The 13,290-nt window shown below is 35.4% G+C and carries 16 protein-coding genes and 1 pseudogene; 12 read left to right on the forward strand and 5 right to left on the reverse strand.

Translation table 11 applies throughout. From position 1 onward, the window contains the following. From L1967_RS12910 to L1967_RS12920, 3 genes and pseudogenes are all read left to right on the forward strand, one after another. A pseudogene (locus tag L1967_RS12910) lies at positions 1–107 on the forward strand (IS1595 family transposase); the annotation flags it as partial. Between the two features lie 40 nt (positions 108–147). Further along, positions 148–801 (forward strand): TrmH family RNA methyltransferase, encoded by a 654-nt coding sequence (locus L1967_RS12915; protein WP_249601974.1) that lies wholly within the window; start codon positions 148–150, stop codon positions 799–801. Between the two features lie 32 nt (positions 802–833). Then, positions 834–1,364: an SRPBCC family protein gene (locus tag L1967_RS12920; protein ID WP_249601975.1), complete on the forward strand. Its 531-nt coding sequence runs from the start codon at positions 834–836 to the stop codon at positions 1,362–1,364. Between the two features lie 7 nt (positions 1,365–1,371). On the opposite strand, the gene L1967_RS12925 is transcribed toward L1967_RS12920, so the two are convergent. From L1967_RS12925 to rlmH, 4 genes are all read right to left on the reverse strand, one after another. Continuing rightward, positions 1,372–2,136, reverse strand: a complete 765-nt coding sequence (locus L1967_RS12925; RefSeq protein ID WP_249601976.1) for a carboxypeptidase-like regulatory domain-containing protein — start codon at positions 2,134–2,136, stop codon at positions 1,372–1,374. A gap of 66 nt (positions 2,137–2,202) precedes the next feature. Further along, positions 2,203–3,999: a DEAD/DEAH box helicase gene (locus L1967_RS12930; protein WP_249601977.1), complete on the reverse strand. Its 1,797-nt coding sequence runs from the start codon at positions 3,997–3,999 to the stop codon at positions 2,203–2,205. 72 nt (positions 4,000–4,071) lie between these two features. Next, positions 4,072–4,644 carry a non-canonical purine NTP diphosphatase gene (locus L1967_RS12935; protein WP_249601978.1) on the reverse strand — a complete coding sequence of 191 codons (573 nt, stop codon included), beginning with the start codon at positions 4,642–4,644 and terminating at the stop codon, positions 4,072–4,074. Positions 4,645–4,649: 5 nt separating this feature from the next. Continuing rightward, entirely contained in the window at positions 4,650–5,123 is a 474-nt protein-coding gene (gene rlmH / locus L1967_RS12940; RefSeq protein WP_249601979.1) for a 23S rRNA (pseudouridine(1915)-N(3))-methyltransferase RlmH, read from the reverse strand. Positions 5,124–5,174: 51 nt separating this feature from the next. Here rlmH and nadC point away from each other — a divergent pair, with 51 nt between their 5' ends. From nadC to priA, 5 genes are all read left to right on the forward strand, one after another. Further along, positions 5,175–6,032, forward strand: a complete 858-nt coding sequence (nadC, locus tag L1967_RS12945; protein ID WP_249601980.1) for a carboxylating nicotinate-nucleotide diphosphorylase — start codon at positions 5,175–5,177, stop codon at positions 6,030–6,032. A 3-nt stretch (positions 6,033–6,035) separates the two neighbouring features. Next, entirely contained in the window at positions 6,036–6,968 is a 933-nt protein-coding gene (locus tag L1967_RS12950) for a YihY/virulence factor BrkB family protein (protein ID WP_249601981.1), read from the forward strand. A 28-nt stretch (positions 6,969–6,996) separates the two neighbouring features. Beyond that, positions 6,997–7,557 (forward strand): chalcone isomerase family protein, encoded by a 561-nt coding sequence (locus L1967_RS12955; protein ID WP_249601982.1) that lies wholly within the window; start codon positions 6,997–6,999, stop codon positions 7,555–7,557. 1 nt (position 7,558) lies between these two features. After that, on the forward strand, positions 7,559–7,996 hold the full coding sequence (locus L1967_RS12960) for a DUF2147 domain-containing protein (RefSeq protein ID WP_249601983.1): 438 nt from the start codon (positions 7,559–7,561) through the stop codon (positions 7,994–7,996). Positions 7,997–8,156: 160 nt separating this feature from the next. Then, positions 8,157–10,610, forward strand: a complete 2,454-nt coding sequence (priA, locus tag L1967_RS12965; protein WP_249601984.1) for a replication restart helicase PriA — start codon at positions 8,157–8,159, stop codon at positions 10,608–10,610. A gap of 98 nt (positions 10,611–10,708) precedes the next feature. Here priA and L1967_RS12970 read toward each other — a convergent pair whose 3' ends face one another. Then, positions 10,709–11,389, reverse strand: coding sequence for a LytR/AlgR family response regulator transcription factor (locus L1967_RS12970; protein WP_338063539.1), 681 nt, complete (start codon positions 11,387–11,389; stop codon positions 10,709–10,711). A gap of 197 nt (positions 11,390–11,586) precedes the next feature. Between L1967_RS12970 and rpsF the strand changes: the two genes are divergently transcribed. The 4 genes from rpsF (at position 11,587) to L1967_RS12990 (ending at position 13,231) form a co-directional block, all read left to right on the forward strand. Then, positions 11,587–11,925 carry a 30S ribosomal protein S6 gene (rpsF, locus tag L1967_RS12975; protein WP_013071548.1) on the forward strand — a complete coding sequence of 113 codons (339 nt, stop codon included), beginning with the start codon at positions 11,587–11,589 and terminating at the stop codon, positions 11,923–11,925. Between the two features lie 2 nt (positions 11,926–11,927). Beyond that, entirely contained in the window at positions 11,928–12,227 is a 300-nt protein-coding gene (gene rpsR / locus L1967_RS12980) for a 30S ribosomal protein S18 (RefSeq protein WP_013071549.1), read from the forward strand. 12 nt (positions 12,228–12,239) lie between these two features. Further along, the gene (gene rplI, locus L1967_RS12985; protein WP_249601986.1) at positions 12,240–12,689 is read left to right on the forward strand and encodes a 50S ribosomal protein L9; all 450 of its coding nucleotides are present in this window, start codon (positions 12,240–12,242) and stop codon (positions 12,687–12,689) included. A gap of 68 nt (positions 12,690–12,757) precedes the next feature. Beyond that, entirely contained in the window at positions 12,758–13,231 is a 474-nt protein-coding gene (locus L1967_RS12990) for a DUF6495 family protein (protein WP_249601987.1), read from the forward strand. The last annotated feature ends 59 nt before the right edge of the window (positions 13,232–13,290 follow it).

The raw sequence follows: 13,290 nt of genomic DNA on the forward strand, positions 1-13,290 counted from the left end.
ACCTACAGTTATACCTGAATGAATTTATCTACAAACTCAACAGAAGATATTTCGGAGAAAAACTCTTCGATAGGCTCGTTATAGCAGGAATTACAGGTTATGACTAATTGCGGATAATCAATTTCATTTTTATATTTTTGGAGTTATATGAATGACCCTACTTTAATTTCTTATTTAGAAGATTTTCTTACCGATCGTAGAAAATCACTTATTAAAAAAGTGATCGATCAGCGAACCAATCATATCACGGTGGCTACCCAGGATGTGTACCAGCTTCATAACACCAGTGCAGTGATAAGAAGTTGCGATGTTTTTGGAATACAAAATGTGCATGTAATCGAAGAAAAGTTTCCTAAAAGGATAGATCGTGAGATTGCCATGGGGGCCCAAAAATGGGTTACTGTAAATCGGCATGCTTCTGCGAAAGAGTGTATAGCTCATTTAAGGGAGAGCGGCTACCAAATTGTAGCCACAAGTCCGCATGACGATTCATTACATTTAAACGATTTTGATATCTCTAAAAAATCGGCTTTATTTTTTGGTACCGAGCGGTATGGCTTGTCACAGGAAATTATGGAGGAAGCAGACTGTACATTAAAAATCCCCATGTATGGCTTTACAGAGAGTTTAAATATCTCTGTTTCTGCAGCGATTATACTACAAAGTCTGGCTGAAAAGATGAGAAAAGATGATGTTAGATGGCAATTGAATAAGCAGGAGAGAGAAGATTTGAAATTTGAGTGGCTTAAAAACAACCTAAAAAATAGCGCCGAGCTTATTTCTCATTTTTATTCAAAATAATTGGTAATTTTAATAAAACGTAAATTATACAAATGACGCTTTTCTTCTACGTGATTATTGCGGTAATCACGTTTGTAGCTTTTCTTCATGCATGGTCTAAAAAAGATTATGATGTTAGTCGTACCATTGTCATAAATCGATCTAAAGCAGATATCTATGGTTTTGTAAGGCAACTTAAAAATCAGCCAAAATGGCTGGCTAAATTAGAGCACTCTAAGCCTACCAAACTTAAATTTAAGGGCATAGATGGTAAAGAAGGGGCAATTGTATATTGGAAAGGGGATAAAACTATTGGAGAAGGTACCCAAAAGATTATAAAAGTAAAACCCGGTCATGTGTTAGAAACCAAATTGCTTTTGGTTAAACCTGTAGAAACGGTCGCACTAGTGTACTTTGCGGCAAAGGAAATAAACGCAGAACGAACCAAAGTTGTATTTGGGGTGAGGGGCTATTTACCATTCCCTTATTCTGTACTTTGTATCTTTTACAGTATGGAAAATAAATTTGGGGATGATTTTGATAAGAGCCTGCAAAACCTAAAAAAGCACCTTGAAGATCAATAAAAGGTTTTTAATTTTTATTGCGTTGTAGTAATTTATATTCTTCCCAACAACCACTTATGGCATCAAGAATTTGAAGATCTGTCGCTGTCTTTACAAAATCTTCAGAATAATTACATCGGCTAAGTACCTCTTCAATTTCAGATTTACTTAATTGCAGCATCGCACTTAAAGTTTCCCGATTGTACTTAGAGCCTAAAAGGTCGCGAATACTTTCGTCCTCTTTCATTTGTCTAAGTTTGCGCATTTGCCGTTCTCTTCGGCTAAAAAGATTATTAAGGGCATCGGCAGGATTAAAAATAGAGCCAATTACTTTGTTAAACGCACTGGGAGAAGAACCTCCGGCCTCATAACCAATATTAAGACCGGAAATACTATATCTCTTATTTTCGTAAATAGGAATATTTTTTGCGTCGATTTCAAGATACCCCGTAAGTTTTACGTCACTTACGGTAACTTCTTCTAAAGCTATACCAACTTCAGTCATTTTCACTTTTACGTTGCCATACTTCAGCCAGTCGTTGGTTACTCTTACTTTAATAGATTTAAAACCTAAATAGGTAAAATATAATGTATCGTTTGCTGTAGCATGAATCTCAAAAGATCCATCTTCTTCAGAAACACTGCCTTTTACCTGGTTCAAATTAACGATATGAACATTCTCTAGAGGTACATCATTAGCCGCGTTCATTACGGTACCCGATATAACATCCTGAGCGTTTGCTATTTGACAAACGAAAAATACTGAAAATATAAAAGTAACTAACTGCTTCATAAAAATAGACGCCTAAAATAGGAAATTCATTATAAAAAATGATGCCAAAATAGGGATAAAACTGTCTTACTTTTTAGATTTTCTTCTTTTAATCGAACTTTCTATATTTTTTCCCCGGCTACCGGAACGTTTTCCTTTTTTGCCTTTAAATCCAGTGTCTTTATCATCTTTAAAACGAGACCTCCCTTTGTTACCAGATTTTGAATCGCTTTTCCCAAAACCACCGTCTTTACGGCCTTTTCTTCGGCGTCCACCTTTTGCACCACCATTGTTGGAGTTTTTGGTAACTTCTACATTAATTTTTCTTCCCTGATATTCAAAGTCGTTAAAAGCATTCAGTACTTTATCGGTTTCAGAATTCTCAGTATTAAAGAAAGAGAAACTATCTTTCACATCTACTTTAAAAACACCATCTTTTCCTAATTGTAGGGCATCTTTAAGGAAGTCTTTAAGACTCATCCAGTCAAATCCGTCTTTTTTCCCCACATTCATAAAATAGCGGGTAGAATTAGGATCCAGATCTACATTTGCACCGCCACTTACGGGAGCAAGATCACTGGCATGCTTATAATAATTAGAGAATCTTGTAAATTCTACCGAGAAGAATTTTTTAATCAATTCTTCTTTACTGAAATCTTCCAGTACTTTATTGATATTTGGAAGATAAGTATCAATATCGTGGTTAATTTCAGTATTCTTAATATCATTAGCTAAGTGAAGCAACTGAACTCTGCAAATATCTTTACCATCAGGTAATTGCTTTTCATCAAAAGATTGTTTGATGATACGCTCGATACTTTTTATTTTTCGAAGTTCACTTTTAGAAACAATCACCATCGATGTTCCTGTTTTACCAGCACGGCCGGTACGACCACTACGGTGCGTGTAGGTTTCAACCTCGTCTGGAAGTTGATAATTGATAACATGGGTGATATCGTCTACGTCAATTCCTCTTGCAGCAACATCTGTGGCAACTAACATTTGGATCTGGCGGGTTCTAAAAGATTTCATCACTAAATCACGTTGATTCTGACTCAGGTCTCCGTGTAATGCTGCGGCAGAATAACCATCTTCGATTAAGCGCTCGGCAACTTTTTGGGTATCTCTTTTAGTCCGGCAAAAAATAACCGAGAAAATATCGGGATTAGCATCAGCCAGCCTTTTTAACGCAGCATAGCGATCACGTGCATTTACCAGGTAAAACTCATGCGACACGTTAGTGGCTCCCATATTTTTGCTACCTACGGTAACTTCAACAGGATTACGCATAAATTTTTTAGCGATTGTAGCTACCTCTTTTGGCATGGTTGCCGAAAATAACCAGGTATTTTTTTCTTTAGGCGTATGGGATAAGATCGCTGTGATATCTTCATAAAATCCCATATTCAGCATTTCGTCTGCTTCATCTAAAACGCAATATTCGATCTTTGAAATATCGGTAAGTTTACGTCTTATCATATCCTGCATTCTCCCAGGAGTGGCAACGATAATCTGGGCACCGCGCTCTATTTGCTTTGCCTGTTCAGTAATACTTGCCCCACCGTAAACCGCTACTGGATGTAGGGAAGGCTCATATTTAGAGTAATTCTTAAGTTCGTTTGTAATTTGTAGGCATAATTCTCTGGTAGGAGATAAGATTAATGCCTGTGTGTGCTTTGATTTCGGGTCTATTTTCTGAATCAAAGGGAAACCAAAAGCTGCCGTCTTTCCTGTCCCGGTCTGGGCTAAGGCAACCATATCGGTATCTTCGTCTAATAAAATTGGGATGGTTTTTTCCTGTACTTCGCTAGGGCTTTTAAAGCCCATGTCTTCAATTGCTTTTAAGATCGAGGAATTTAAACCTAATTCTTGGAATTTATTCATTATAAAATTTAATAAGCTGCAAATGTACGTATTAGTTTACAGCTTATCACATTTATATTTCTTATTCGTGTTTTATTTTGAAAGATAGTCTATTAGCGCCTTAAAAGCTTTCCCACGATGGCTAATTTCTGCTTTTTCCTTCATTTCCATTTCAGCAAAAGTGCGATCATATCCATTAGGTATGAATATAGGGTCATAACCAAAGCCTTTTTCACCTCGGCGTTCCTCAATAATTTTACCTTCACAGATTCCGGTAAATAGATTTTCGTTGTTTTTTAAATTTAAAGCAATGACGGTTTTAAAATGAGCTTTTCTGCTCTCTTTATCTTTTAATTGGTCTAGTAGTTTTGCAACATTGGCTTTATCGTCTTTTTGATCGCCGGCATATCGTGCAGAGTATACTCCGGGTGCACCGGCAAGCGCATCGACTTCGAGACCGGTATCATCGGCAAAACAATTATAGCCGTAACGATGGCGTACATATTCTGCTTTTAAAATCGCATTACCATCAATGGTATCTGCAGTTTCAGCAATATCTTCTGTACAGCCAATATCATCTAACGATAATAAGCTAATGTGATCTGGAAGCATGGCTTCAATTTCTTTAAATTTGTTTTTGTTGTGGGTGGCAAATACTAATTCCATATAAATTATCTGTGGTGATAAGGTTCGTTTTTTAAAATGGTAAAGCCTCGATAAATTTGTTCGGTAACAAAAAGGCGTACCATTTGATGAGAGAACGTCATTTTTGACAACGATATTTTACCATCGGCGCGCTGATAAACAGCTTCAGAAAATCCGTAAGGTCCACCAATCACAAAAATGAGCTGTTTAAGACCACTATTCATTCTTTTCTGAAGATATTCTGAAAAAGCTTCTGAAGAAAATTGTTTGCCGTTTTCATCCAATAACACAACAAAATCTGAAGTTTGCGTTTTACTCAGGATCAATTCGCCTTCTTTCGTTTTTTGCTGATTTTCGTCTAAATTTTTGGCCTTTTTTAAATCGGGGATTACCTCTATTTCAAATTTTGTATAAAACTGAAGTCGCTTTACATAGACCTCAATTAGCTTTTGTAATTCCTTGCTGTCGGTTTTTCCTATGCAGAGTAATTTTATCGTCATTCGGTATATTTAGCGTAGACTTTCCTACATTTACAAAAATAAGTATTGCAAATGATCTCAGCAGCACAATTTGAAAAAGAAATTGAATTAATCATCACCAACGCAATTAGAGAGGATATAGGTGATGGTGATCACAGTTCTTTAGCCTGTATTCCACCTGATGCTAAAGGAAAGGCACAACTTTTAGTGAAAGACAACGGTATTTTGGCCGGCGTGGATTTTGCGAAAAAGGTTTTTGAATTTGTAGATCCTAATGTAAAGCTGGATCTTAAAATTAAAGATGGGGAGAAGGTAAAGAAAGGAGATGTTGCTTTTTATGTTGAGGGTGCTTCACAATCTATTTTAAAAGCTGAACGATTGGTGCTTAACGCGATGCAGCGTATGAGTGCTATCGCCACTAAAACAAAAGAATTTGTAGATAAACTTGAAGGAACCGGGACCAAGATCCTGGATACTCGTAAAACCACCCCCGGAATTCGTGCTTTGGAGAAATGGGCCGTGAAAATTGGCGGAGGTGAAAATCATCGTTTTGCACTTTACGATATGATTATGCTGAAAGATAATCATATCGATTTTGCCGGCGGTGTGGCCAAGGCCATCCAAAAAACAAAAAAGTATCTAGAAACCAACAATCTTGATCTTAAGATCATTGTAGAAGCCCGGGATATGCAGGAGATTAAAGAAATTTTAGGGGAAGGCGGAGTGTACAGAATATTGATCGATAACTTTAATTATGCAGATACCAAAAAGGCTGTCGAATTTATTGGAGACCAGTGCTTAACTGAATCTAGCGGCGGAATAACATTAGAAACCGCGAGAAAATATGCCGAATGTGGTGTAGATTATATTTCGAGCGGAGCCCTAACCCATTCGGTTTATAATATGGATCTTAGCTTAAAAGCTATGTAAAATATGTCGATACTCGAGGCGATCACAACTCAACTGGATAGTATTTCAGCATGGTGGAAAAGAACATCGAGCAAAGTAATTTTGCCGGGTACCGATGGGCTTTCTTTATATCATTTATGGGATATTTATTCTGGAGGGATTATTCACGGTACGTTCTCTACAAGGGCCAGTGCGATCGCTTTTAGTTTTTTTATGGCGCTCTTTCCCTTTTTACTCTTTATTTTTAATCTAATTCCTTATGTAGAAAGAACTAATCTTATTGATGATTTTAGTATAAAGTTCTTTCTTTTTATAGATACGCTTTTACCTCCAGAAACTCAGGAGTATGTTAGTGATATATTTGTTGATATAGCGAGCAACCCCCGTGGTGGGCTACTTTCTTTTTCATTTATACTTTCTATTTTTTTAATGACCAATGGCGTAAATGCTATTTTTACCGGTTTTGAATTCTCTTACCATACCAATATAAAGCGATCTTTATTTAGACAATATATTATCGCAATTGGGGTTTCACTTGTTTTGGCATTTCTTTTGCTTATTACAGTTATATTGATGGTGTATTTAACCTATGCCGTAGAAGATTTAAGTGAATTAGGTTTAATTGCAAACGACGGTAGTGGAGCAGGAGTAGTTAAATATTTTGCATTTGTGGTCCTTATTTATATTGCGGTAGCGACGCTTTATTATTTTGGAACAAAAGAGGCAAGACAGGCAAGATTTTTCTCGGTAGGCGCTTTTTTTACGACCATATTGATTATGCTTACGTCTTTTTTATTTGGATTATATATTGAAAATTTTTCAAATTATAACGAATTGTACGGTTCTATTGGAGCATTGTTAATTTTAATGGTGTATATTTGGTTAAATGCTAATATTCTTCTATTGGGGTTCGAACTTAACGCCTCTTTAATAAAACTTAAGAAGAATTTTAAATAATTTTAGTTTAACTTAAACCACACAAAGGATGAGAAAGGTTTTATTGCTTTTTGTGGCATTAGTTTCGGTAACGATGAGTAATGCACAAATAGAAGTTGGCGGAGTTACTTTACCGCAATCGGTAGAGTTTAAAGGAGAAACGTTACAATTAAATGGAGCAGGGGTACGTGAAAAATTTTGGATCGATCTTTATGCCGGGGGCTTGTACTTACAGGAAAAAAGTAGTGATGCAAAACAAATAATGAGCGCTGATAAGCCAATGGCTATTAAGCTTCATATCGTTTCGAAATTAATTACAAGTAAAAAAATGATTGATGCTGTAAACGAAGGTTTTGAAAATTCTACCAATGGGAATACAGCACCTTTAGCTTCTGAAATAAAAAAGTTTAAAGATTTTTTTAATGAAGAGATTAAAAAAGACGATGTTTTTGATCTTGTGTATATTCCTGGTACCGGTGTTGTATCCTACAAAAACGGTGAAGAAAAAGGAACTATAAAAGGAATGGCTTTTAAAGAAGCTTTATTTGGGATTTGGCTTTCTAAAAAACCGGCTGAAGACGATTTAAAAGAAGCCATGTTAAATTTATAAAATGAAGAAGTATATTTTATTTTCCGTATTATTTATTGCCTGCGGTGTGCTTAATGATGCTAGTGCACAAGATGACATTTTTGGGAAATGGAAATGTACTAACGATGAAGGTAAAGTAAACTCTATTGTAAAGATCTTCCAGAAAGATGATGGCGAGGTTTGTGGTAAAGTTGTAAGAATAACCAAAGAAGAAGATCGCGACAAACTTTGTACCGAGTGTAAGGGAGATTTAAAGGATAGACCAATAGAAGGCTTGCAGCTTATGCATGGCCTGCGTAAAGATGGTAACGAATACTCTGGCGGTGAAATTATACACCCTAAATCTGGTAAGGTGTATAAAGTGAAAATTTGGGTAGATGAAAATAATCCAGATAAGCTTAAAGTTAGAGGTTATGTGGCTTTCTTTTATAAAACAATGACCTGGGAGCGTGCAGAATAATTTGAGAAGAAAATAAATGCGGAGTATCGAATTTCGATAATCTGATAAAATATTTAAAAAACCATTCTTTAATCGAGAATGGTTTTTATTTTTATTCGGTAATCAAGAATAGTATTTTTGAGATTTTTTTAGCAATCAATATTTAGAAGAGCTATAACTTATGCCCAATTTTGTAGATGTTATTTTACCCCTGCCTTTAGGTAATAGGTTTACGTATAGTATTTCTAAGGACGAAGCAGCTTTTTTACAAAACGGAATTCGGGTAGCGGTTCCCTTCGGAAAATCTAAAGTATATACTGGTATCATTGCTGAAGTGCATGATCGTGCGCCAGAAGTTTACGAAGCTAAACCTATAAATCAGATTTTAGATGAAACCCCTTTGGTTACCCAACAGCAATTGAAGTTTTGGAACTGGATTGCTTCCTATTATATGTGTACTGAAGGTGAAGTAATGCGAGCAGCCTTACCGGGAGCCTTTATTTTAGAAAGTGAACATATCGTCCAGTTGCAAAAAGAGGTAGAAATTAACGAATCTGAACTTAAGGATGATGAGTTTTTGGTGGTGGAAGCCCTGCAAAATCAATCTTCGTTAAAAATTAAAGAAGTTGAAGCCTTACTGGATAGAAAATCGGTATTACCGATTTTAAACCGACTAATGGCTAAAGATATTGTGGTACTTAGCCAGGAGATTTACGAGCAATATAAACCTAAGCGCGCTCGCTATATAAAACTGCACGAAGATCACGAATCTGAAGAGGCGATGCATCAGCTTTTAGATGAACTTTCCCGTGCCCACAAGCAACGGGAAGTGGTCTTAAACTATTTTAGCTTAAAAGCAAAAAGTACAAAGCCAATTAGCACTAAAGAGCTTCAAAAAATATCAGGGACCACTGCCAGTGTTTTAAAAAGCCTGGTGACCAAAAACATTTTTCAGGAATATTACCTTAATGAAGATCGTGTTGGTTTTGAAGGGGAGATTACAAGAAACCATATTGAATTTAACGAATATCAGCTTAAAGCTTTTGGGCAAATTAAAGCTGCTTTTAAAGAAAAAACAGTGTGTTTGTTACACGGTGTAACCTCTAGCGGAAAAACTGAAATTTACCTTAAACTGATTGAAGAAGTTTTAAATGAAGGAAAGCAAGCCCTTTATTTATTACCTGAAATCGCCCTAACAACACAATTGATCCATCGGCTCCAGGCATATTTTGGGGATAAGGTTTTGGTGTTTCATAGCAAATATTCTATGAACGAAAGGGTAGAAGTGTACCAAAATGTACTTAATGTAGGACAGGGACCGAAAGTAGTTATAGGCGCAAGATCGGCAATTTTCTTACCATTTCAGCAATTAGGATTAATCGTAGTAGACGAAGAACACGAAGCTTCGTTTAAACAATACGATCCTGCGCCAAGATATCATGCGCGGGATGCCGCGGTAGTTTTGGCTAATTTTTTTAAGGCAAAAACTTTAATGGGATCGGCCACGCCCTCATTAGAATCGTATTATAATGCTGAGCATGATAAATATGGTTTTGCTGAATTATCCAGGCGTTTTGGAAATGTGATGATGCCGGAAATCGAAATTGTAAATATTAAAGAGAAGCATCGAAAAAAAAGAATGACCGGTCATTTTTCAGATCGTTTGTTAAAAGAAATTGAAGAATCTCTAGCTGAAGGTGAACAGGTTATTTTATTCCAGAATAGGAGGGGATTTTCCCCAATTTTAGAATGCAATACCTGCGGGCATTCACCACAATGCCCTAATTGTGATGTAAGTTTAACTTATCATAGTCATAGTAACCAGTTGCGATGTCATTATTGTGGCTATCATATCGCTATGCAAAAACGTTGCATGGCCTGCCATAGCGATGATATTTCAACCAAAGGTTTTGGAACCGAACAAATAGAAACCGAATTAAAAGCTTTGTTTCCCGGTCATAAAATTGGTAGAATGGATCAGGATACTACCAAAGGTAAACATGGCTACGAAAAAATTATTACCGCTTTTGAAAATTTAGAGATCGATATTTTGGTGGGAACTCAAATGCTTACCAAAGGACTGGATTTTAGAAATGTAAATCTTGTTGGTGTTATGAATGCCGATAATCTTTTAAATTTCCCAGATTTTAGGGCACATGAGCGCAGCTTTCAGTTAATGCTTCAGGTAGCAGGAAGAGCCGGGCGAACCAAAAAGCGGGGTAAAGTACTAATTCAGAGTTATAATCCGCATCATCAAATTATTCAGCAGGTTTCCACTAATGATTATACAGGAATGTATAAAGAGCAACTTCAGGAAAGATACAATTATAAATATCCACCGTACTTTAGGCTGGTGCGCTTAAGTTTAAAATCCCGGGATTTTAGTAAAACCAATGAAGCAGCCGATTGGATCGCAAAGGCCATGCAAAATGTATTTAAACAGCATGTTTTGGGGCCAGAATTTCCGCCGGTAGCCAGAATACGAAATGAGTATTATAAAAATATTATGCTTAAAATTCCACAAAATCAGTCTTTAGCAAAAACAAAAGCCGTACTTCATAAAATTTTGATCAGTTTTAATGCAATTTCGGCCTATCGCAGTGTTAGGGTTATTGTAAATGTAGATCCTATGTAGGGGCAATAAAAAATTATAGTAAATAAAAAAACCGAAAATTACAAATGTAAGATTCGGCTTTTTAATATCTGAAAAATTAAAATGTTCTACGTTTTCTTTTAAGCATTATTACTTAAAGCTTCGATAAGATTATTTTTCTTATGCCTGCTTAAAGGAAGTTTTTCGTTTGCAATTTCTATCGTCTTACTATTATATCTTTCAACCTTGTCTAGATTTACAATATAAGACTTGTGTGTTCTCATAAATTTATCTGAGGGTAATTCTTTCTCAAAAGACTTCATTGTAGCCAATACTACAAAATTATCATCTTCAGTAACAAACTTCACATAATCGCCCAGTGCCTGAATATATTTTAGACGATTTAAAAATACTTTACGATTTTTAAGATTGCTTTTTACGAAAATAAAATCTTCATCTTCGGGAAGTACAGCCTGATTTTTGAGTTTGTACATATTTATAGCCTTGATGGTGGCGTTATTAAAACGCTCCTTACTCACAGGTTTTTGTAAATAATCTGTGGCACTGTAATCAAAAGCTTTATAGGCATATTTAGTTTTCCCGGTAACAAAAACAATTTGTGGTTGGTTAGGAAGATCATCTAAAAGTTCAAAACCAGATAGTATAGGCATTTCTATATCTAGAAAAATAAGATCGATCTCATTATCCAGTAATCCATTTTTAGTTTCAATGGCATTGTTATATTCCGCCACCAAAGTGAGATTAGGATGATCTTTTATCATCTTAACAATGGATAGTCTCTGAAGACTTGAATCATCCACAACTGCACATTTAAGCAAAATTTCTTCCACAATTAATAGGTAGTTTTGTTATAACAATAATATACATTATTATTGATATAGGCAAGGTACGCACAAATTTCATCGATAAATAACACTATTTTATCGTTTTAAAATTTGCTTGCTAAATATAAAAAATAGTTTTACTTTTGCAGCCAATTTTAATAAAATATACTTTTATGAATCATTATGAAACTGTTTTCATCTTGAATCCCGTTTTATCTGATGAGCAGATAAAGGAAACAGTTAAGAAATACGAAGAATTTCTTGTTTCTAAAGGAGCTGAGATGGTATCAAAGGAGAATTGGGGGCTTAAAAAATTAGCATATCCAATTCAGCACAAAAAAAGTGGTTTTTATCACTTATTTGAATTTAAAGCACCAGGAGAGGCTATCGAGCCTTTAGAACTTGCTTTTAGAAGAGATGAGCGTATGATGCGTTATTTAACTGTGAAGTTAGATAAGCACGCTGCAGCCTGGGCTGAGAAAAGAAGAAAAAGAATCCAAGAAAAAGCGTAAGTATGGCTACATCTATTGAACAACAAGCAAAAGGTAAAAAAGACGGAGAGATTAGATATCTTACTCCACTTAATATAGAAACTTCTAAAACTAAAAAGTACTGTAGATTTAAAAGATCTGGTATTAAATATATCGATTATAAAGATCCAGACTTTTTAATGAGTTTTGTAAACGAGCAGGGAAAATTACTTCCTCGTCGTTTAACCGGGACTTCTTTAAAATACCAAAGAAAAGTGGCTGTAGCTGTTAAGCGTGCTCGTCATTTAGCATTAATGCCATACGTTGGTGATTTATTAAAATAAAAAGAAGCAATTATGGAATTGATACTTAAAAAAGACGTAGATAATTTAGGGTTTAAAGACGATGTGGTATCTGTAAAAAACGGTTATGGTCGTAACTTTTTAATCCCACAAGGCTTCGCAGAATTAGCAACTCCATCAGCTAAGAAAGTTTTGGCTGAAACTCTTAAACAAAGAGCTTATAAAGAGCAAAAGCATATTGACGAAGCTAAAAAACAAGCTGAAAAACTTAACGGTTTAGCTATTAAACTTACAGCTAAAGCTGGTGCAGGTGATAAATTATTTGGATCTATTACCAATGCAGATTTAGCCGATGCTTTAGCTAAAGAAGGTGTAGAAATCGACAAGAAATATATTAGTATTGCCGGTGGAAACATCAAAAGATTAGGACAATATGAAGCTACTTTACGTTTTCACCGTGAGGTAATCTCTACTTTATCATTCGATGTGGTAGGAGAAGCTTAAGAAACCTATATAAATTATTAAAAGCCTGCTCTATGAGTGGGCTTTTTTTATAACTATTTTTATTTGATATGAAATACGCCAGACTTACACGCGAACAACTTGAAGAAATGCAACAGGAGTTTATTAACTTTCTAGCCACTCAATCTATAACTGCGGAAGAGTGGAAAGATATAAAAGCCAATAAACCTGATGTAGCCGAAAAAGAGATCGATGTTTTTAGTGATCTTATTTGGGAAGGGGTTTTAAATAAGGTGGAATATTTAGAACATTTCTCTAAACAACAAATCTTCTTATTTCAAATTACTACAACAACAATTAATCTTATCGCAGTGAAGGTAGAAAATGAAGCTATCGATATCACAACTCACGAAGGCTATAACTGGTTACGCACAAATTTAATGGACGATGCCGTAAATATTTATACATCGACCAAAGCGATAAGCGAAGATCGTAACAAAGACATTTTCGCATTAATTAAACAGGGCTCCAATATTACCAAAGGAGATCTTTATAATTATTTTGCAGAAATTGTAAAAGGTTAATCTACTTTGGGATCATATTTTTTAATCAAAATTGCTTTGTCTTAAGTGTTTTGCTGAAA

Origin of the sequence: Zunongwangia pacifica, assembly GCF_023499215.1 — a bacterium.
GTDB classification, from domain to species: Bacteria; Bacteroidota; Bacteroidia; order Flavobacteriales; family Flavobacteriaceae; genus Zunongwangia; species Zunongwangia pacifica.

Excerpts from the sequence above, each read along its gene's own strand:
- L1967_RS12915 (WP_249601974.1), top strand. The coding sequence starts at position 148 with ATGAATGACCCTACTTTAATTTCTTATTTAGAAGATTTTCTTACCGAT.
- L1967_RS12920 (WP_249601975.1), top strand. The coding sequence starts at position 834 with ATGACGCTTTTCTTCTACGTGATTATTGCGGTAATCACGTTTGTAGCT.
- L1967_RS12925 (WP_249601976.1), bottom strand. The coding sequence starts at position 2,136 with ATGAAGCAGTTAGTTACTTTTATATTTTCAGTATTTTTCGTTTGTCAA.
- L1967_RS12930 (WP_249601977.1), bottom strand. The coding sequence starts at position 3,999 with ATGAATAAATTCCAAGAATTAGGTTTAAATTCCTCGATCTTAAAAGCA.
- L1967_RS12935 (WP_249601978.1), bottom strand. The coding sequence starts at position 4,644 with ATGGAATTAGTATTTGCCACCCACAACAAAAACAAATTTAAAGAAATT.
- rlmH (WP_249601979.1), bottom strand. The coding sequence starts at position 5,123 with ATGACGATAAAATTACTCTGCATAGGAAAAACCGACAGCAAGGAATTA.
- nadC (WP_249601980.1), top strand. The coding sequence starts at position 5,175 with ATGATCTCAGCAGCACAATTTGAAAAAGAAATTGAATTAATCATCACC.
- L1967_RS12950 (WP_249601981.1), top strand. The coding sequence starts at position 6,036 with ATGTCGATACTCGAGGCGATCACAACTCAACTGGATAGTATTTCAGCA.
- L1967_RS12955 (WP_249601982.1), top strand. The coding sequence starts at position 6,997 with ATGAGAAAGGTTTTATTGCTTTTTGTGGCATTAGTTTCGGTAACGATG.
- L1967_RS12960 (WP_249601983.1), top strand. The coding sequence starts at position 7,559 with ATGAAGAAGTATATTTTATTTTCCGTATTATTTATTGCCTGCGGTGTG.
- priA (WP_249601984.1), top strand. The coding sequence starts at position 8,157 with ATGCCCAATTTTGTAGATGTTATTTTACCCCTGCCTTTAGGTAATAGG.
- rpsF (WP_013071548.1), top strand. The coding sequence starts at position 11,587 with ATGAATCATTATGAAACTGTTTTCATCTTGAATCCCGTTTTATCTGAT.
- rpsR (WP_013071549.1), top strand. The coding sequence starts at position 11,928 with ATGGCTACATCTATTGAACAACAAGCAAAAGGTAAAAAAGACGGAGAG.
- rplI (WP_249601986.1), top strand. The coding sequence starts at position 12,240 with ATGGAATTGATACTTAAAAAAGACGTAGATAATTTAGGGTTTAAAGAC.
- L1967_RS12990 (WP_249601987.1), top strand. The coding sequence starts at position 12,758 with ATGAAATACGCCAGACTTACACGCGAACAACTTGAAGAAATGCAACAG.